Raw genomic sequence first — 18,965 nt, forward strand, 5'->3', positions numbered from 1 at the left:
GAAAACCGCAAAGGATGGACAGGCAGAACGCTCGATGGCCCGCAACAGACTCCCCCCGATCAAGAATCCCCCTTCCGGCGACGGGCACCATGTCACCTACCGAGACATGACCGCCAGCGAACGAGCTGAGCAAGAGGCCAGGCAACACGCCTATGAACGGATGCTGGTTCGCCAACAAGCCTACGCCGACAGCCTCGCCAGCCCACCCCGCAAGCAACAGGCGATGGCCGGCTGCACATTCACCAAATCCTGCAAGCTACCCGACGGGGTCATGGACTACCTCAGCCCATCCGGGGCGATTCCCACTGACGCCATCAAGGACTATGGCGAGCTTGTCTTGCTGGGGGGCCGTGGAACCGACGCGACGGGGAATATCCCGCTCAAGAAAATCAGCGGCGCCCTTCCCGCCGCGCTGGGTAGCCTTGCGCTGGGTGGCGAGGCCGTGGCGTCCGCCGGGACCAGCGTGGCAACCGGCGGCGTCGTCGCCGGTGCCTTGGCTGGCGTGGTGGCCATGCTCTGGCCGTCGAGCCTGGGCGACAGCGCCTTGTACACGCCAGAGCAACTCGACGCGCTGAAAGAAGGCCGCACCCGCGTGCGCTTGCATATCGAACAACGGCCCGACGGCACGCTCAAGGGCTACGGCTACAACACGCAAAAGCAGCGTGGCTGGGAAATGGTCCCGGTGGTGCGTTTCGTTGCCAAAGGCCAGCAGCAAGTCGCCGACTTCGGCGACGGCATCACCCTGATCTGGACACCCGCGGTGGACCCGTCCAGCACCTCCGGCATCCCCCCACTGGAGGCCGCGCCCCAAGCGCCGCACATCTGGATCTTTCCGCCCACCGAACAGGCGGACACCCTCATCGTCAACCCGATCTACCCGCCGGAGTACAAGGACTTCATCCTGGTGTTTCCACCGGGGTCTGGGGTTCGGCCGCTCTATATCGTGCTGAGCGTGCGCAAGACGCCCGGTACGGTTACGGGTCGGGGGCAGGACATAGGTGGAAGCTGGCTTGCTGGGGCGGGCTCCGGGTTAGGCTCTCCGATACCTACAGGGATTGCTGATCAGTTGCGCGGTAGGGAGTTCAGAAGCTTTGATGCTTTTCGGGAAGCGTTGTGGAGGGCTGTAAGTGATGATCCTGAATTAGCCGCGCAGTTTAACAATAGCAACAAGGCTCGAGCGCGAGACGGCATGGCTCCACGCGCAAGAGCCTCTGATACCGTTGGCGGGCGACGCTCCTTTGAACTGCACCACAAGATACCTATTTCAGAAGGCGGTGAGGTTTACGATTTAGATAACCTTGGTGTCGTCACGCCAAGACACCACATCGACTTGCACAGGAACAACAAACGATGATCAAGCTTGCAAGCTCTTTGTCCGAATACACCGAAAGTGATTTTCTTGAGCTACTCGAAGAAATATGCAATGCGGTGGGTACAGAGAAATATCAGGATGAGCTGTTAGAGCACTTTATTAAAATAACTGGCAATCCCGCCGCATCTGACTGGATTTACTATCCAGAGGATGGTGAAGACGATTCGCCAAAGGGAATTTTGAAAACAGTCCAAGACTGGCGCAAGGCCAACGGATTGCCGGGTTTCAAGGAACCCTAAAATCAATGGCCTTGAAGCGCCACTCCACTAAACCCACCAAAGCTGAATCAAGGACGATATGAGTTTTTTCAACCGTATCGCAGGTCTTTTTGACCGCACGCCCAAAGAGCAAATTGCTGGCTATTCCCTGTCAGAACTCCAAGCGGTTTTCACCGAACCTCTGCCACACACTCCCGCCCTGTCCCTTCCACCGCGTGTGGTTTCTTTGGAAGACACAGGCGTGCCGGCTTATTACGGGGCCTTGCTGATCGATGGGAGCGACAGGGATGCCTTCCAGGCACTTATCGAAGCCAGCTTCACCTTGAGTCACGAGCGCAGCTTCAACGACCTTCCCGTCAGGCAGTATGAAAACGTCGAAAACCACCAGCGCCTGATCTGTTTTATATCCACCCGGGAATTCAACGCCGTCACGGTGCGCCTGGTCACGAACAGCACTGACTTTCTCGAAGCCATTAAGCGCCAGCGTTTCGCCGTTCCGCCGCCCTGGGTAGCCTTCGAGGGTTACGACCCTGCATGGTGGGGAACGCAGTTGCAAGGTGCCCAGGGCTACTACAACGACCAGTACTTCCTGCCGTTTTTTACCAGTTTGAGTAAGGCAGAGAAGTTGGCTTATTACATCCGCTACACGGCCACCCAAGAGTGGACCGAGAGCCTGACGTCAATCGGTGACGAGTGAGAGGAGCTTGCGGATTGGGACATACGCTGACTCCGGAGGAAAAGGCCGGTATCCAGGTCGCACTGGCTGAAGCCTTTGTGGACAGTGCCGTGGACTACGCCTATATCGCGGAGCAAATCAGTCGCTTTGATCTCGTAGCCGTAGAAGAGATTCTCTACTCGGAGGTGGCTTCGGTGTGCTTCTACAACCTTGAGGCGCCCGTCCCTCCTATCTGGACCGGGTTTGAGGATCAGTGGCTACTCAAGGAAATCGACAAGGAACTCAAAGCCCGGCAATCCAGCTGGCTACGCCGGCATTTCGACAAGGTTAAAGTCGCTTGGCTGCGTTACAGCTACGGCTATATCTGGAAAGAAATCATGAAACATTGTGATCCGCAGACAGCGAAATAACATTCAACGCCTGTGCCCCATACGATTCGGAACCCTGCCCCCAAGAGAACGCCGCAACACCTGGAACCACCTAGCCCGCTTGCCGAAAAGCGCAAGACTTCGCGCTGAAAAACCGGATAATGGCGGCCATTTCGTTTTGCTCGCTATTCTGGTGTCCCCATGGAAATCAAGGTCAACTTTCTCGACAACCTCCGACTTGAAGCCAAGTTCGATGACTTCACGGTGGTGGCCGACCAACCCATCCGCTACAAGGGCGATGGCTCGGCACCGGGTCCGTTCGACTATTTCCTGGCGTCATCGGCACTGTGCGCGGCGTACTTCGTGAAGTTGTACTGCGACACTCGCAATATCCCCACCGATAACATTCGCCTGTCGCAAAACAACATTGTCGATCCGGAAAACCGCTACAACCAGATCTTCAAGATCCAGGTCGAGCTGCCGGCGGATATTTCCGCCAAGGACCGCCAGGGCATCCTGCGTTCCATCGACCGTTGCACGGTAAAGAAAGTGGTGCAGACCGGCCCCGAGTTCGTGATCGAGGAAGTGGAAAACCTCGACGCCGATGCCCAGGCCCTGTTGATGCCAAACGCGGGTTCGCACAGCACCTATATCGTCGGCAAGGACCTGCCGCTGGAAAAGACCATCGCCAATATGTCGGCCATCCTGGCGGACCTGGGCATGAAGATCGAGATCGCTTCATGGCGCAATATCGTGCCCAACGTGTGGTCGCTGCATATCCGCGATGCGCAGTCGCCGATGTGTTTCACCAACGGCAAGGGCGCGACCAAGGAAGGCGCGCTGGCCTCGGCCCTGGGCGAGTTCATCGAGCGCCTGAACTGCAACTTCTTCTACAACGACCAGTTCTGGGGAGAGGAGATCGCCAACGCGCCATTCGTGCATTACCCGGACGAGCGCTGGTTCCAGCCAGGCCCCAACGACGAGCTGCCGAGCGAAATCCTCGACCCCTACTGTCTGAAAATCTACAACCGCGAAGGCGAGCTGCGCGGTTCGCATCTGTTCGACACCAACTCCGGCAATGAAGAGCGCGGCATTGTTTCACTGCCGTTCGTGCGCCAGTCGGACGGCGAAGTGGTGTACTTCCCGTCCAACCTGATCGAGAACCTCTACCTGAGCAACGGCATGAGCGCCGGCAACACCCTGGCTGAAGCCCAGGTGCAGTGCCTGTCGGAAATCTTCGAGCGCGCCGTCAAGCGCGAAATCATCGAAGGCGAATTCGCCCTGCCGGACGTGCCCCAAGAGGTGCTGGCCAAGTACCCGGCGATCCTGGCCGGCATCCAGGGCCTGGAGGAGCAAGGCTTCCCGGTGCTGGTCAAGGATGCGTCGCTGGGCGGCGAATTCCCGGTGATGTGCGTGACCCTGATGAACCCGCGCACCGGCGGGGTGTTCGCCTCGTTCGGCGCGCACCCGAGCTTCGAAGTGGCGCTGGAGCGTAGCCTCACCGAGCTGCTGCAAGGCCGCAGTTTCGAGGGCTTGAACGATCTGCCGCAGCCGACGTTCGAAGGTCAGGCGGTCACCGAGCCGAACAACTTCGTCGAGCACTTCATCGACTCCAGCGGCGTGGTGTCGTGGCGCTTCTTCAGCGCCCAGTCGGATTACGAGTTCGTCGAGTGGGACTTCTCCGGCCAGGGTGAAGACTCTAATACCCAGGAAGCCGCGACCTTGTTCGGCATTCTCGAAGGCATGGGCAAAGAGTCCTACATGGCCGTGTACGAGCACCTGGGCGCCACCGCCTGCCGCATCCTGGTGCCGGACTATTCGGAAATCTACCCGGTGGACGACCTGATCTGGGACAACACCAACAAGGCGCTGTTCTTCCGCGAGGATATCCTCAACCTGCACAGCCTCAACGAGGAAGAATTGCAGGCGTTGCTCGAGCGCCTGATAGAAAGCGAGCTGGACGACTACACCGACATCACCACCCTGATCGGCATCGAGTTCGACGACAACACCGCCTGGGGCCAGCTGACCATCCTGGAGTTGAAGCTGCTGATCTTCCTGGCCTTGCAGCAATATGAAGAAGCCAAGGAGTGCGTGGAGATGTTCCTGCAATACAACGACAACACCGCCGAGCGCGGCCTGTTTTACCAGGCGATGAATGCGGTGCTGGAGATGGAGCTGGACGACGACCTGGACCTGGCGGATTACGAAACCAATTTCCGCCGCATGTTCGGCAACGAGCGGATGGATGCGGTGATTGGCTCGGTGAATGGCGATGTGCGCTTCTATGGCTTGACGCCCACCAGCATGAAGCTGGAAGGGCTCGACCGCCACCTGCGCCTGATCGACAGCTACAAGAAGCTGCATGCGGCGCGGGCCAAGGTCGCGGCACTTTCCAGCTGATGGCCAGGCCGGGGAACAGCGCCCGCCGTTGAATCGACAGGCGCTGGCCCCACAGGCAGAGGAAATGGCCCGGGCGATCAGCGGGCCAACCCGCCGGACCCGCCCCGCTGCCGGCTCGAACCAGCGACTTCAGAACGACTTTCCAACCCCTCCCAGCTAGCCCCCGGCGACACCTTCCTCCCCCGGCGCCGTATTGCCGGCAATGGAAGCCCCGAGGAAATACAGCATTCCGCCCGCGACGATAAACAGCATCAGCATGTAGAAGATGTATTGCGGCGGCTGCACCGCCAAGACCGCCCCGCACAATACCGGCCCCAATGCCGCGCCCAGGTTGCTCAGGTTCTGCGCCCCGTAATACATGCCCCGCAAATGGCTGGGGGCGATGTTGTCGATAAACATGTATTCGGCGGGAAACACGATGATTTCGCCGAGGGTGAAAATGGCCATGGCGATGACCCAGAACGCCAAGCTGTTCGACAATGCGAAGCCCGCCAGCCCCAGGACAAACATCGCCAGCCCGCCAGCGAGCCAGAGGCTCAAGTGTTCCTGGGTGATTCTTCTGCCGATCAGGTATTGCAGGCTGATCACCGTCAAGGCATTGGTCGCCACGATGCTGCTGATGATCCGGTAGGCGGTTTCGGCTGTGGTGGTCACCACCAGGTACTGCGAGAGGTAGGCGCTGAACTGGCCGAAGACCACGGCGCTGAGCAGCCCGCCGAGGGTGAAGCACACCAGTCGGCGATCGCGCAGCAGCAGTTTGCCCACGGCCAGGAACGGTGCGGATGGCTCGCGCCCCTCGACGCCGGCCAGCCCCCTGTCGCCCCACAGGCAATAGATCAGGAAAAACCCTGCGCCCAGCCCCGCGGACAGCAGAAAAGGCAGGCTGATATCCAGCCTGGCCACTGCCGCGCCGAGAAAGGGCCCCACCGCATAGCCGATATTGGTCAGGGTGTATTTGATCGAAAACACCTCGCCCCGGCCGGCAACGGGAAGCAGGCTGCCGAAGCCCGATTTCACGGCAATATCGATGACCGCGTAGGCCAGGTTGATCGACACCAGGCAGAGGTAGAACAGCCACAGATCGCGCGCGACGAAAGTACCGAGAAAACCCGCCGTGAACACGCCGCAGCAGACCAGGATCAGCCGGTAGCTGGACACCCGGTCCACCAGGAAACCGCCATACAGGCTCAACAGCGAGCCGATGATCAGCGTGCTGCCGATGACCAGGCCGATATCGGCGATGTTCAAGTGGAAATGGCTGGACAGATAAATAACCAGATAAGGCAGCGTGATCGCGCGGGCCAGGGTCAGCACCAGGGACGCTGAAAGCAGCAGGTTTACCGTCGTCGGATAGTTTTTTAGCGTGGCCAGCATCCTTGCCTCATCAACATTTTTATCGGGTTCGCGCCTGGGCATCGCTCGACGGCGACGCGGATCAAGCATACTGCTGAACCCATTTCTCATTGCTGACGGTTTTTACCGCATGCGCGGAATCAAATTCATGAATAAGGAATATTTATGTTTTCCTCCGAACGCTTGAAGGGCATCGACGTATTTGTCTGCGTGGCGCAGGCCGGCAGCTTTGCCGCCGCCGCCGAGAAACTGCACCTGACCGGCTCTGCCGTCAGCAAAAGCATCGCCCGCCTGGAAAGCCGCCTGGACACTCGGCTGCTGCATCGGACCACGCGACGGGTAGCGCTTACGGACGCGGGGTTGAGCTTCTATCGCGCCTGCACCGGTGTGCTGGCCGACCTGGAAGACGCCGAGCTGTCACTCAAGGCCGAGGCCAGCGAGGTCCGGGGCAGTGTGCGCATCGACCTGCCGGGGGCTTTTGGCCGCGCGCAGGTGCTGCCGGTCCTGCTGCGCCTGGCCCAGGACCATCCGGCCCTGGTGCCGCATGTTTCCTTTTCCGACGGCTTTATCGACCCGTTCAACGAGGGCGTCGACGTGGTCGTGCGCATCGGCGGCCCGGAGGCCTGGCCCGATACGCTGGGGCAGCGTTGCCTGGCTCGTGAGCGACATGTCTTTTGCGCCTCCCCCGCCTATCTGGCCAGGCAAGGCATGCCGCAGACCGAGCACGACCTGCAGCATCATCAGTGCATCGCCTATGGCTGGGTGGATGGCCGGATCAACCCCTGGAATTTCGCCGACGACCAGGGCACCACGACGCGCCGGCAGGTCGCCGCCCAGCTGGTGGTGGGCAACGGCGAAGGCATCGTCATGGCGGCCCTGGCGGGTTGCGGCATTGCGCAATTGCCGTCGTGGCTCATCCAGCAACAGCTGGACGACGGGACATTGGTCGAGGTGCTGGCTCATCGGGCCAGCGAGGGAATGCCGATCCACCTGGCCTGGGTCAAAAGCCGCGAGGCGCTGCCCAAGGTCAGGGTCTTGCTCGAGGCACTGGCCACGGGCCTGACACCGCTGGCGGACGGCGGCCGCTAAGCGCTCCTGCCGCTGGCCGCCCCACCTCAGCCAACCCTCAGAATTGAGTCAGCAGCCCCACCCGCAGGGTCCGTCCCGGCGCCGGCATGAAGCTTTGCGCCAGCGGGTCCAGGTAATAACGATCGGTCAAGTTCTGCAGCGATACGTTGAGCTGGGTGTGCTCCTTCAACTTGTAGTTGAGGAACAGATCGAACAACGCCACCTCGCGGTACACCAGCTGCGGCGTGGTGGCGCCGGTCTGCCAGTTCTCGTCGGCCTTGACCGTCGGGCCGGAGGTGTAGGTGGCGCGCCCGCCGACGGTCAGGGTCTCGTCAAAGAAGCGCAGGCCCGAGGTCAGGTTCGCCGAGAAGCGCGGTGGATTCTGGGTGTTGGAATACGAGCCCATGAAACTGCCCGGGGTGCAGTTCGGCGTGTTGCTCAAGTCCCGATAGCGATTGCTGCTGGCGCGCAGCCGCGCGGCGAAGGCCGAGTCGCAGGTTTCGGTCTTCAGGTAATAGGTGGAGGAAAAGTCCGCGAACACCCGGCCCGCGTCGTAGCGCGACTGCAGCTCCAGGCCGCTGGTCTTGAAGCTGTCGGTATTGCTGAAGCGCATCTGGCCCATCAGGCCCGGGCTCGGGTCGTAGTAGCGGGTGATGTAGTGCTTGATGCTGTTGTTGAAGTAGGCAATCTTGAGCGCCGCCGAGTCATTGTCCAGCAGCAGGCCTTTGCGCATTGTGCTGGCGCCGATTTCCCAGCTGCTGGAACGCTCGGGTTTCAGGCCTTTGCCCGGAGTGGTCTGCAACACGCCCTGGCTGGTTTCGAACAGCGAGGGCATGCGCAGGCCCTGGGTGTAGGACGCATAGACGAAGGTGTCTGGCAGCACCTCGACATTGATGCCGAAGGCCGGCGCAAAGGCGCCGCCGCTGTTGCTCTGCTTGCCGGAATAGTCATAACCGCTGACCACCTCGCCCACCTGCGACGGGTAGACCGTCGAGTCGATCGCGCCGAAATCGTTGTAGCGAATGCCCTCGAACGGAAAGTTGGTGTTGTTGAAGACAATGCCGTTGTTCAGGCGCGGGTCCGTGGCGTCGGTGTACTGCCCGTTCGAATCCGGGAACCACAGCATGTTGCCGGAGGTGTCCGCGCTCGAAACCCGCAGGTACCTCAAGTCGCGCTCCTCCCAGCGCGCCGTGGCATGGGCGACGTGGTCCTTGCTGCGGTAATAGGTATAACGACCGCCGCCCCACAGGGTCAGGCTGTCGACCGGCTGGTACTCCAGCTTGGCGTTCAGGCTGAACTCTTGCCGCTCGCCTTCGCGCAGCATGCGGTTGGCGTTGATGTCGTCCTGGGTGGTGACCACGCCCTTTTGCGGGCGCAAATCCTCGAGCTGGAACGAGCCGCCCAAATCCAGCTTGAAATCGCCATAGTCGCTCTGCAAGTGCGAGGTGTTGGCCAGGTCGCCGCCGATGCGGCGGTCGGCCTGTCGGCTCCAGCTGCGGTCCGAGCGATAGGCTTGCGAGGCCGGCGCCGCCACCGAGGTCAGCTGGCTGGTTTGCGCGTCGGTCATCCACAGGCTGGCCGTCAGGTCCACCAGCGGGTTGCCCTCCGGCAGGTAGTGGTAGCGCGCGGTGTAGGTGTCGATCTTGGTGTGGCCCAGCGGGTACTGATAAATGCCGCCGGTGCCGAAACGGAAAATATCCGACGGCATGATCTCGCCGATACGCCCGTCGTAGCGGCGGTAGCCGAGGTCGAAGGTGTGGTCGTCTGCTGGGCGCAGCGTGGTCTTGAGCAGGAAGGATTCAGTCTCGGAAGAGGAGTTGAGCACCTCCTCGCCAGCGTTGTAAGTGGTGGCCACCGTCATGTCTTCAGCGCCGTAGCGGTCATAGGTGCGGTAGCGGTCCTGGCCCTTCTTGCCAGCGAAATAGTTGCCCTGGTTGCGGTGGGCATAGGCTGCCACCACGTCGAACAACTCATGGCTATAGGCGAACGCGGCGCTGCCGGACTCGGCCTTCGAACCGAACAAACCGCCACGACTCTGGTGCGGTTCCGAGTACAGCTCCTCGGTCAACGAGTGGCCGTCGCGGGAGGCGGGAGCGACGCCGTTGTTCCACAGGTCGCCCTTCAAGCGCAGGCCGATGTTCTTGCCGTCCCGCAGGATGTCGTCGACGCCGAGGGTGCGCATCTTCACCGTGCCACCGATGGCGCTGGAGGTCAGGCTCGGGCCCTTGTCGATGGCGATGTCGCTGATCAGGTCCGGGTCGATGTAGCTGCGTTGCTGGGTGCCGGCATAGCCGCGATAGACATCCAGCGCCTGTTGCGAGCCATCCACCGTCACCGCCACCCGGCTCTGGCCCTGGATGCCGCGGATGTTCACATCCAGGCCGCCGCCGTTGCGGCTGTCGCCGACTTGCACCCCAGGCTGGCCCTTGAGCACGTCGCCGACCGAGATCACGCCAAAGCGCTGCATGTCCTCGCCGGAGATGTACAGCGACGAGCGCGGCGCCGAATACACCTCCTTCTGCTCCAGGTCTTCGCCGACGACTTTCTGCGACGGCAGCACCACCTCCGCGCCTGCGGCTTGATACAGCTCGAAGCTGCCGTCCGCCTGGCGCTGATAGCCCAGGCCGGTGCCCGCCAGCAACCGCGCCAGGCCGGCCTCCGTGCTGAAGTCGCCTTGCAGGCCCTTGCTGCGTTTGCCTGCCGTCAGCGTGGCGCTGCCCGCCATATTGATGCCCGCCTGCACGCCGAAACGCGACAGCGCCTGGTCCAGCGGGCCAGCGTCGATGCTGTAGTGCTGGCGCTCGCCAGCGGCCAAAAGCGCCGCGCCGCACAGCGGTTGCAGGCTGAGAAAAAGCAGGCCAAAGGTGCGGGCACACAAGGCTCGGGCGGGGAAGATCATGCAAGGCTCCTAGGGGTTGGCACCCACCTGTCCCGGTGGGTCATACCTGAAGGCCAAGCCAGATCGAAAAAACTGCGCCCCGGGGAAAAAATATTTTCAGGCCGGCACCACAGTCACCCAATAACGGGTTCGTCGCTCGATGCGCACCGGCAGCGTATTGGCCACCAACGCCAACGCGGCATCGGTGTCGTCCAGCTGGAAACTGCCGGTCACGCGCAAAGCCGCGACCGCTTCGCTGCAACGCAAAAAACCCGGGCGGTAACGCGAAAGTTCGGCCAGCAGCTGGTCCAGGCGCATGCGCTCGGCCGGCAAGATGCCGCGCAGCCAGGCCTGGGCCATAAACGGATCAACGCGGCTCGGCGCCGCGACGCCCTGGCGGTCGATCCGGGTTTGCCAACCGGCCTGCAGCGGCACCGGTAGCGAATGGCGCCGCGCACTGACCTGCGCCAAACCGCGCAGCACCGTGACCTGGGTGCCCAGCCGGTCATGGCGCACCAGCCAATGGGCGCCACGGCCGTACAACACCGCGTCCGGGGTCAGCAGTTGCAGCGACGCCGATTCCGCCGGCGTATCCAGCGCCAGCTCGCCCTCGACCAACTGCACACTGCGCCGCTGCGCGGTCAGTTCCAGGTTCACCGCACTGGCGGTGTTCAGCCACAGCGAACTGCCATCCGCCAGGGCCCAGCGCCGACGCTCGCCGATGTTCGTGCGGTAGGTCGCCAGGGCCGAACGCACCAGGGTCGAATCCGCGCCTTGCCAGGCAACCCCGCCGAACAGTCCCAGCGCCAGCAGGCACTTGAGCATCTGCCGACGCCGCTGCGGATCGACCCCGGCCGACTCCAGCGCGCGACGTGCCGTGGCATCGGCCAACAACTTGGCTCCCGGCTGCAGCCTCAGCGACAAACTGCTGACCCGCTGCCAGGCGTATTCATGCTCGGCGCTCGCCTGCCGCCACTGCTGCAAGGCCTGATGCTCGGCGGCACTCATCAGCCCGGACTGCGCGCGGACCATCCAGTCGATGGCGCTATCGCGCACCCGCGGGTCAACCATGCTGCCGCTCATTCAAAACGGCTCGCGTAACAGACGCTGAACGCCTTGCCCATGGCCCGCTGCACCTGGGCCACGCTCAGGCTCAACTGCGCGGCGATTTGCGGGTAGGTCAGGCCGTCGAGCTGGGACAAAAAGAAAATCTGCCGCACCCGCGACGACAACCCCACCAGCAGCGAATCCAGCTGCAACAGGGTTTCGATCATCAAGTGCCGCTCTTCCGGCGAAGGCTCCTCGGCCACCGGCCGCGCCGCCAGCGCTTCCAGGTAAGCCCGCTCGATCGCCTGGCGGCGCCAGCGGTTGATCAGCAAGCCATTGGCAATGGTCGCGAGAAACGCCATGGGCTGGCGCAGCTCGCACACATCCTCCTGCGAGCGCATCACGCGGACAAAGGTGTCGTGGGCCAGGTCCTCGGCATCGGCACTGTGCCCCAGCCGCCGATGCAACCAGCCGCGAAGCCAGCCGTGATGGTTCGCATACAACCGGGCGACGGGCGAGGCAAAGCTGTCGTCGTGCATGTCAGGTCCGCATTAATGATAATGCTTCTCATTTTATATTTTGACGACGGGCGTTGTACAGCGCAGAGGAAGTGGCACGGTTTTTTGCAGGGCCCTGAAATGCCCTCGGCATAGCACATTTGCCCTATATGCCCCCCTCCAACGCCATGCTGAAATAAATCCCTCTATTGAGTCAGATTTAACAGGGGCCGGCCGTGCCAGATTCCCTGACTCCACGTTTCTGACGTGCCCCGTTGAGGATCGCTGATAACCAGGGCGAAACACTATTAAGGAAAATATGCCATGAACAAAAACCACCTCTTTGCCCCCGCGTTACTGCTTCTGGCGGGTACCTTGGCCGGTTGCTCGACCAACCCCAATGTCTTGCAAATACACAAAGTTACCGCGGAAACCATCGGCCTGGCCTCCACCGACGAACTCACCATGGGCCCCGTCATCAAAGGCAAGGAAGACTTCCTCGGCGGCTCGGAACTGACCTTCAAAGCCACCACCGCCAAGGGCCGCGTCTTCAACTGCTCGACCTTCATGACCCCAGGGATTCTGCTCGATCCGCCGAAGTATTCACGGCTTACTTGCACCAACTGAGCTGGTGGCAGTGGCTTGAAGCAAAAGGCCCCGATTTGTCGGGGCCTTTGTTTTGATCGGTCAGTAGGATTTCACATAGCCTGATCTCAGGCACGACTGCGCGGCGACACCCCCACCAGCCACGCTGCCAGGGCTTCCAGGTAAGCCGCTCGGCTCCCCTTCCCTAACGCCTCTTAACCGTGTAACAAATCGAGGCGGTCGCAAGCTCGGCGCAGACGTAAACAAGCAGGCGTTGATGCTATGATTTGACGGCTAATGGAGGGTTATTCGATGAGCAAAACCGCCGTTTCTGGCGTTGCCAGTGAAGTTCGCAAGCTTGCCAAGGCTCACAAGGTCACCACTGAGCCTGACAGCATGAGTCGCATGGCCGTCACCATCACCCGCCTTGCCGGCGACTCGGTCGAGCTGGATAGCATTGAGCGATTACTGGTCAATCTCAAAAAGAAAGGCGTGCTGAGCAAGAGCCAAACCCTTGCATTTCAGGAGCGCTATCTCCAGGAAAAAAGGCAGGCCAAAAAGAAACTTAGCGCATGAGTTTCGATCCTTTCGGTGATTTCGAAACGGCCGGCTATCTTCGAAATCATCAACGCCTCAAAGACCCTATCGAAGTCAAAGAATCTGAGCACTTTGTCTTCGAACTGAGTATCGAGGAGGCGCTTTCACACTTGGCCCGAAAGAGGCGACCTGACTACAAAGCCATCCTTAAGGTTCACAAGATCCTGTTTGGCGGGTTTTATCCTTGGGCGGGCAAAGATCGAAATGAGCTAGTCCCGCATCTCGCCATATTCAAAGGCACATACAACGACCCGCACAGCACCATTTTCGAGCGCCCTGACTTCATCAAGAGGTCCGTCGACTATGCGCTCAAGCTGGCGGCAGACAAGAAAAAGTTCCAAGAAAAGCCAGGAGAGGTCATGGGCCAGTTGGCATTCGCCCACCCCTTCCTGGACGGCAACGGACGCACCCTCCTACTGGTTTTCATGGAACTCTGCTACCGGGCCAGATTTGCGATCAATTGGTCCAGAACGAACAAAGATGACTACCTGCGAGCACTGAGCAACGAAATTCGAGCGCCTTTCCAAGGGCACCTCGACAATTACCTGAAACCTTTCGTAACTGCCATATCAAGCCGTGACGAGTGGCCACAGATGATCGGTGGCATTCGTGGCCTGGATGGACTCGACAAAGAAGACATTACCTACGAGAGCCTGGATAACCTGGAAGTCCAGCAGCTCTACAAAACCTATCGGGCCCAGCTTCAAGACGCCCCGGTGGTGCCGGGGGCTGATGACTGAACCCGTTGCCCTCAAAACAATTCCGCTCTTCTCTCCTCCGCTTCATGGGTGCTTGCAAAAGCGTTCAGTGAGTCACGCAGCGTCCGAAGGTCACTCTTTGCAACCCTTCGAGGCCGCGGAAAACATCGTGTTACAGACCGTCTAGACTCCAGTATTCCAGGGCCGAAGGTTCCTGGCCCCCAATGGCAGTCATTCCCACCGAGTCGACCCGAGAACACAAAATCATGTGTGAATCATGTGATTCAAACTCCGCCGCAAACACCCACGATCGTCGTCGTTTTCTTCGCTTCGCCGGACTGGGGGCAGGCGCCCTGCTGATAGCCGGCGTACTGCCAGACAGGCTGGTCCATGCCGCCGAAAAAACCGCCGCGCCGCCCAAACCACAGAACGCCATCAGCCCCGACCAGGCACTGCAAAGACTGATCGAAGGTAATGAGCGTTATGTCAGCGGAAACTCAAAGACCCACGACTTCAAGGACGAGCGCGAAGCCCTGGTTTCCGGGCAGAACCCGTTCGTGGCGGTGCTCAGTTGCTCCGACTCGCGGATCGCCCCCGAATACGCTTTCGACACAGCCCGAGGCGATCTTTTCGCCATACGCGTTGCGGGCAACTTCGTAACCGGCGAAGGCCTGGCCAGCCTCGAATACGCCGTCGCGGTACTCGGCGCCCCGCTTATTCTCGTACTGGGGCATGAGAGCTGCGGCGCCATCGAGGCCGGCATAAAAGCCGTAAAAGACCACGCCGTTTTTCCTGGGCATATCCAGAAACTGACCGATGCACTCAAGCCTTCTATCGAGAAAGTGCTCAAGCAACCCGGGGCTCTTATGGAAAATGCCACGGCGCAAAACATCAAGGACTCGGTCGACAGCCTTAAACAGGCCACGCCACTGCTCACCGATGCGCTCGACAAAGGCAGGTTGAAAATCGTAGGCGGCATCTACCGCCTTGCCACCGGTAAAGTCGAGTTGATTGCCTGAACCGGACAGTGCGCATCGCCTACCGATAAGCCGAGAAAGAGCCCCGCACGCCGGCTGGGCTCTGCTGGTTTTCGCCGCCTGGATAAACGACCGGGCTTGCGCTGCAAGGATTGAAGCAAAGGAATAACCATTCACTAGTAGCCCCGCCCAACCCTACCTAAAGAAATCACATATCCTTGAGATCTATCGCATGGCAAAAGAACACCATATGATCAGCCTTCAAAACATATAATTTATTGTTTTCACACCAACCACAGAGACCAGCATAATTAAAAGCAACCCTCTTAAGGTCCACTGCAATACAAAGAATTTCCTCTTAAGTTGCTTCGGAAAGCTCGCTAAATCATCCACACTAACGCCTCCAAGCTTAAGGTACACACCTGGAAAGGTGACAATTGATGTTATTCCACCCATCAGCAACAGCCTTCCCCAGGGGACTCCCTGCTTTAGAGGAGAAAGACTTACTACAGCCGAGCAGTTTTTCAGCAACTCCAAGTATTCATCCACAGATGTGTACGCCAAACGCAGGCATACACAGATCCAAATCAACATACTCAGGATGACTACAACACATGAAATAGAAAAAATCTCATGTAAAAATTCAAAAAAACTCATTGGTTAACCCGAAAGAAGAACCTGCCAGTGCCAAATGGAAACATACGGCTTCGACCGGCTCGCTGCTCCATTTAACTTCGACCCGCGCCAATCATCGCTCCACTCTATCTTCATCACGCACCGTAAACTTTTATCAGTTTTATACCTGCCGCACAGGCCACTCCCCCTAGCAACAGTCCAATACCGCACCATTGCAATACTGCTAGTTTTTTCTTAAGTGACGCAGGAAACTCACTCAAGTCATCAGCACTGACTCCACCATGTTTAAGATAGATGCCTGGAAAGGTAACAATTCCTGATATACCCCCTACCAACAAGACCTTTCCCAAAGGGCCACCGTGCTTAAGTGGCGCTCGATTCATCACCGCTGAGCAATGCTTTAGACGCTCTAACATCTCGTCGAGACGGGTATACGCCAAATACAGACACACACCGATCCAGACGAATAAGCCAACAATGAGTACGCCCCCCAAAAGAGCCAGAAAATCATGCGTAGACTTAATCAAACTCATCGGCTTCTCTCGTAAATGACTTCACCAATGCTTTCTCCCAAAGCCCCAAAAGCCGCCCCGCCTGCATAAGAGCCGGCCCCAGCCACCACAAGTCCACAGATGACCGTAGCGGTCCCAACAGTAGGAACGCCCAGAGCTACGCAAATAGTCCCGGTAACAGCGCCCGTGAAAATGGAGCCCGCCACCACGCCACCGCCGACTGTCCCCATAAAATTCCCTGCCTCCGTCAACCTAACCCGTTCACAAGCCTCGCGATCCCCCGCCGTACACACATCCTGAACCTTCATATACGAAGCTCCCCCACCCAACCCGATACCCAGCCTCCCTGCGTACTTCACATACTTCGCCGCCTTAGCCACCCCCTGCATATGCGTCGCATACCCAGGTATCTGCCCCTGCGCGCCGGCCAACGTCCAGTGGTGCACAAGGCTGCGGCTGGAAATCCCCAAGGCCGTTTTCAGCTTCGGATGCTCGGGAAAACCGATCCCCGCCCGGGTAAAGGCTGTCAGCCGGGTATCCAGTTGAGCCAGCAGCCGCTTGCGTTCGACAAAGAAGTCAGCGGAGCGCAGGTGCCCATATTGCTGAAAACTGCGTTTATGCAGGCTCTCAATATCCCGCAGCGACGCTTTCATGTCCTCCAGGTTCTTGGCGAAGATCGCGCTGCCGACGCCCAGCGCGGTCGATCCCTGGGAGACAAAGGACTCCAGCAAATGCCGGTTACGCGCCAGAAAGCCAGCCTCTTCATCGCTCATCGGCTCCAGCGCGGCGTTGACCTTTTCCGCCGCTTCCATCAGCCAGGCCTCCTCGTGGGAACACTGTAAGTTGGCCGGGTCGCTGAGGACGATCAGTTGGCCGGGCTTGGCGTAATCGGTGAGCTGTGGGTTGAGGGTACGGAATTTCGCCAGCACTGCGCTATCAGGTTGGGCGAAGAGCATGGACTCCAGCGCCGAGCGAGACATGGGTTGTTCGACGATATGGAACCCCGGCTCGATGCCCTGTTGCAGGCTGGCCATGGGCGACTGGGTCGCTGAGTTGACCAGGGCGTTGGCGGCCTCGGCTTTTTCGACAAGGGCGGGATCGGCCAGCAGCGCAGCCATGCGTTGCTCGTCTACCGAGCCATCAGCACGGATGGCGCCCAGGGTGGCGAAGTTGATGATGGCCGCTCCGGGCGCAGGGGCGAAGGTAAAGCCGCCGAAAGTGTCACTGGAACCCGTGGTGATGCTGCCGCCATGGCTGGTGGGGCTGCCCAGATGGGCCATGGGCCGGCCGTTGATCAGGATCGAGGGGAAGCCAGTGGTAATGACCGCGCCGCAGCCACAGGTGTCGCCGACCCGGGCGGAGCCCATGCTGTTGATGTTGACATTGGAAGAGGCGGAAACGATGGAAGTGGTGCCATGCCCCGGGATCGGGCAGACATGGCTGTCGCCGAGGCGAGCTGAAGCAATCATGGAGAGTCCCTGCGCTATGGGTAAAGGCGCCTCCCTCCGGGGAGACAAGGGACGCTAGCGCAGGACCGGGGACCGAGACTTTAAGGCGATTCTTAAAAGAGGGTGAACGGCTGTGGCGAGCCGCCCTCTTCCAGGACATGGCCCAAAACTATTGCCACAGGCTCCTCCAACGGGCTCTTTGATAGTCTTGCCGCCACGCACAAAGACAACACCTGCGCCTGTGGCGGCACTCATGGCGACATTGGGCGGTTCGGGCACGATCATAATTGGTGATACACATACTCCTGTGCCCTTCCCCCGATCCCGCTTCTACTGCAAAAAACCTATGGCCATGCCTTCAGCAATGAAATCACTATTTATCATTTTCTCGATCTCTCTCATCGCAGCGCTCTACATCGGCTTCTACGAAAAAATGGAGGACGCCTACCTGGAAAAAGTGTTCTTCATCAAGAAAAGCCCGACCTTTCAAATAAAATTTGAAAATATTTTCGCGTACGAATCAGATGACAAAAAATTAAGTGAGCTAAGCGACACGGAACGGCAGCAGGTTATCCAATACTGCAAGTATCGATTAGGCATAACCACGACATTGAAAAGCCAGGACGAGCTTGAGGAGTGCAAGAAGAAGTAAAACCAACTTCCTCGGCCCCCAGGGAATGCTTGCTTCGACCCACCCAGGTTACGACCGGGTCTGCGCTACCCGGTCGTTGGTTGCCGGGATTAAGCGTTCAGCGCCTGAGACTTATCGCCCAAGGTACGCAGCAGATCGCAGCCGTCGCTGAGCAGCAGGCCGATGGCAAAACGGATCTGGGCGACATCTTGAGCGCCGGAAGCGCAGTCGAGGATTTCCAGCAGATTGCGAGCAGCGCCGATGCGTTGTTGGGCGCAGGTGTAGAGATCGGAGAGTGAGGCGTTGGTGTCCAGGTAGAGGACGGGGTGGTCGGTGTCGTTGCGGGTGAGTGGAACGAGGTTGCAAACTTCGGTGCGGGTCATTGGTGAAGCTCCATGAGTATTTAAGCCCTGCCTCATCATCCGACCGAACAGAGAATCGGTTGATGGATGAGGCGCTATGCACATAGTTTTTGGCCCGCGATGACCAGTCATCAGTCAGCAATGACGTGCTGAACTATAGAAGCGGTATTCGCTTGGGGACAGCCTTTAGGTGAAAGGCTGTTTGGTTTTTCGTTTCAAAAATATGCCGTGATCCGCTTGTGAATGGCTGCTTTCGGCTGTGGATTCAACCGGTCGATGCAACACAACTAAATTCTGTGTAAGCAGAAGGAGTGTTGCAGATGAAGCAGAGACCTCGGATCTATTACACCGAAAGCCAGAAAAAACTGATGTGGGATCACTGGCAGAAAGGCGACTCTCTCCAGCACATAGCCCAACTATTTGATCGAAACCATTCATCGATACAGCACATCTTGGCGGAAACAGGCGGTATCAGACCCGCTGTACGCCGCAGGTCCAGATTGGCGCTGACGTTGGCTGAGCGCGAAGAGATTTCGCGTGCAGTGGTGGCAGGTAACTCGATCCGTTCCATGGCCGCGCTGCTAGGGCGAGCAGCCTCTACGATCAGTCGTGAGATCAAACGCAACGGTGGCCAAGGAT

Annotated in this window: 20 protein-coding genes; 12 read left to right on the forward strand and 8 right to left on the reverse strand. The window is 59.4% G+C overall.

All coding sequences use genetic code 11. From position 1 onward, the window contains the following. Positions 1-34 precede the first annotated feature (34 nt). The 5 genes from BLV20_RS25085 (at position 35) to BLV20_RS25105 (ending at position 5,037) form a co-directional block, all read left to right on the forward strand. Positions 35-1,354, forward strand: coding sequence for an S-type pyocin domain-containing protein (locus BLV20_RS25085; RefSeq protein WP_092305107.1), 1,320 nt, complete (start codon positions 35-37; stop codon positions 1,352-1,354). After that, the gene (locus BLV20_RS25090; protein ID WP_007924870.1) at positions 1,351-1,611 is read left to right on the forward strand and encodes a bacteriocin immunity protein; all 261 of its coding nucleotides are present in this window, start codon (positions 1,351-1,353) and stop codon (positions 1,609-1,611) included. Before BLV20_RS25085 ends, BLV20_RS25090 begins: the two co-directional genes overlap by 4 nt. A gap of 58 nt (positions 1,612-1,669) precedes the next feature. Continuing rightward, positions 1,670-2,287: a hypothetical protein gene (locus BLV20_RS25095; RefSeq protein ID WP_092305108.1), complete on the forward strand. Its 618-nt coding sequence runs from the start codon at positions 1,670-1,672 to the stop codon at positions 2,285-2,287. 14 nt (positions 2,288-2,301) lie between these two features. Continuing rightward, the gene (locus tag BLV20_RS25100; protein ID WP_092305109.1) at positions 2,302-2,676 is read left to right on the forward strand and encodes a DUF7079 family protein; all 375 of its coding nucleotides are present in this window, start codon (positions 2,302-2,304) and stop codon (positions 2,674-2,676) included. A 159-nt stretch (positions 2,677-2,835) separates the two neighbouring features. Further along, positions 2,836-5,037: an OsmC domain/YcaO domain-containing protein gene (locus BLV20_RS25105; RefSeq protein ID WP_092305110.1), complete on the forward strand. Its 2,202-nt coding sequence runs from the start codon at positions 2,836-2,838 to the stop codon at positions 5,035-5,037. Positions 5,038-5,193: 156 nt separating this feature from the next. Here BLV20_RS25105 and BLV20_RS25110 read toward each other — a convergent pair whose 3' ends face one another. Further along, positions 5,194-6,411 (reverse strand): MFS transporter, encoded by a 1,218-nt coding sequence (locus BLV20_RS25110; protein WP_092305111.1) that lies wholly within the window; start codon positions 6,409-6,411, stop codon positions 5,194-5,196. Positions 6,412-6,555: 144 nt separating this feature from the next. Between BLV20_RS25110 and BLV20_RS25115 the strand changes: the two genes are divergently transcribed. Further along, positions 6,556-7,479, forward strand: a complete 924-nt coding sequence (locus BLV20_RS25115; RefSeq protein ID WP_092305112.1) for a LysR family transcriptional regulator — start codon at positions 6,556-6,558, stop codon at positions 7,477-7,479. A 37-nt stretch (positions 7,480-7,516) separates the two neighbouring features. On the opposite strand, the gene BLV20_RS25120 is transcribed toward BLV20_RS25115, so the two are convergent. From BLV20_RS25120 to BLV20_RS25130, 3 genes are all read right to left on the reverse strand, one after another. Then, positions 7,517-10,357 (reverse strand): TonB-dependent receptor, encoded by a 2,841-nt coding sequence (locus tag BLV20_RS25120; RefSeq protein WP_092305113.1) that lies wholly within the window; start codon positions 10,355-10,357, stop codon positions 7,517-7,519. A gap of 96 nt (positions 10,358-10,453) precedes the next feature. Continuing rightward, positions 10,454-11,419, reverse strand: coding sequence for a FecR domain-containing protein (locus BLV20_RS25125; protein WP_092305114.1), 966 nt, complete (start codon positions 11,417-11,419; stop codon positions 10,454-10,456). Then, positions 11,416-11,922, reverse strand: a complete 507-nt coding sequence (locus BLV20_RS25130; protein ID WP_092305115.1) for a sigma-70 family RNA polymerase sigma factor — start codon at positions 11,920-11,922, stop codon at positions 11,416-11,418. Before BLV20_RS25130 ends, BLV20_RS25125 begins: the two co-directional genes overlap by 4 nt. 282 nt (positions 11,923-12,204) lie before the next feature. Here BLV20_RS25130 and BLV20_RS25135 point away from each other — a divergent pair, with 282 nt between their 5' ends. From BLV20_RS25135 to BLV20_RS25150, 4 genes are all read left to right on the forward strand, one after another. Further along, positions 12,205-12,507 carry a hypothetical protein gene (locus BLV20_RS25135; RefSeq protein ID WP_092305116.1) on the forward strand — a complete coding sequence of 101 codons (303 nt, stop codon included), beginning with the start codon at positions 12,205-12,207 and terminating at the stop codon, positions 12,505-12,507. Positions 12,508-12,777: 270 nt separating this feature from the next. Continuing rightward, a complete protein-coding gene (locus BLV20_RS25140; RefSeq protein ID WP_092305117.1) occupies positions 12,778-13,041 on the forward strand; it encodes a hypothetical protein in 264 nt (87 codons plus the stop codon). Beyond that, the gene (locus BLV20_RS25145) at positions 13,038-13,802 is read left to right on the forward strand and encodes a Fic/DOC family protein (RefSeq protein ID WP_092305118.1); all 765 of its coding nucleotides are present in this window, start codon (positions 13,038-13,040) and stop codon (positions 13,800-13,802) included. Before BLV20_RS25140 ends, BLV20_RS25145 begins: the two co-directional genes overlap by 4 nt. Positions 13,803-14,026: 224 nt before the next feature. After that, complete coding sequence (locus BLV20_RS25150; protein WP_092305134.1) at positions 14,027-14,779, forward strand: carbonic anhydrase; 753 nt, start codon at positions 14,027-14,029, stop codon at positions 14,777-14,779. Between the two features lie 219 nt (positions 14,780-14,998). On the opposite strand, the gene BLV20_RS25155 is transcribed toward BLV20_RS25150, so the two are convergent. The 3 genes from BLV20_RS25155 to BLV20_RS25165 form a co-directional block, all read right to left on the reverse strand. Further along, positions 14,999-15,394, reverse strand: a complete 396-nt coding sequence (locus BLV20_RS25155) for a hypothetical protein (RefSeq protein WP_092305119.1) — start codon at positions 15,392-15,394, stop codon at positions 14,999-15,001. Between the two features lie 113 nt (positions 15,395-15,507). Continuing rightward, on the reverse strand, positions 15,508-15,906 hold the full coding sequence (locus BLV20_RS25160; protein ID WP_092305120.1) for a hypothetical protein: 399 nt from the start codon (positions 15,904-15,906) through the stop codon (positions 15,508-15,510). After that, the gene (locus tag BLV20_RS25165; protein WP_092305121.1) at positions 15,903-17,354 is read right to left on the reverse strand and encodes a PAAR domain-containing protein; all 1,452 of its coding nucleotides are present in this window, start codon (positions 17,352-17,354) and stop codon (positions 15,903-15,905) included. The genes BLV20_RS25160 and BLV20_RS25165 overlap by 4 nt, the downstream gene beginning before the upstream one ends. 343 nt (positions 17,355-17,697) lie before the next feature. Here BLV20_RS25165 and BLV20_RS25170 point away from each other — a divergent pair, with 343 nt between their 5' ends. Continuing rightward, positions 17,698-17,985, forward strand: coding sequence for a hypothetical protein (locus BLV20_RS25170; protein WP_092305135.1), 288 nt, complete (start codon positions 17,698-17,700; stop codon positions 17,983-17,985). 89 nt (positions 17,986-18,074) lie between these two features. On the opposite strand, the gene BLV20_RS25175 is transcribed toward BLV20_RS25170, so the two are convergent. Then, complete coding sequence (locus BLV20_RS25175; protein WP_092305122.1) at positions 18,075-18,347, reverse strand: hypothetical protein; 273 nt, start codon at positions 18,345-18,347, stop codon at positions 18,075-18,077. A gap of 299 nt (positions 18,348-18,646) precedes the next feature. Between BLV20_RS25175 and BLV20_RS25180 the strand changes: the two genes are divergently transcribed. Next, positions 18,647-18,965 (forward strand): helix-turn-helix domain-containing protein (locus tag BLV20_RS25180; protein WP_139192742.1); only part of this gene is annotated, 319 nt, incomplete at its 3' end.

This window comes from Pseudomonas sp. NFIX28, assembly GCF_900107395.1.
Classification (GTDB): Bacteria; Pseudomonadota; Gammaproteobacteria; order Pseudomonadales; family Pseudomonadaceae; genus Aquipseudomonas.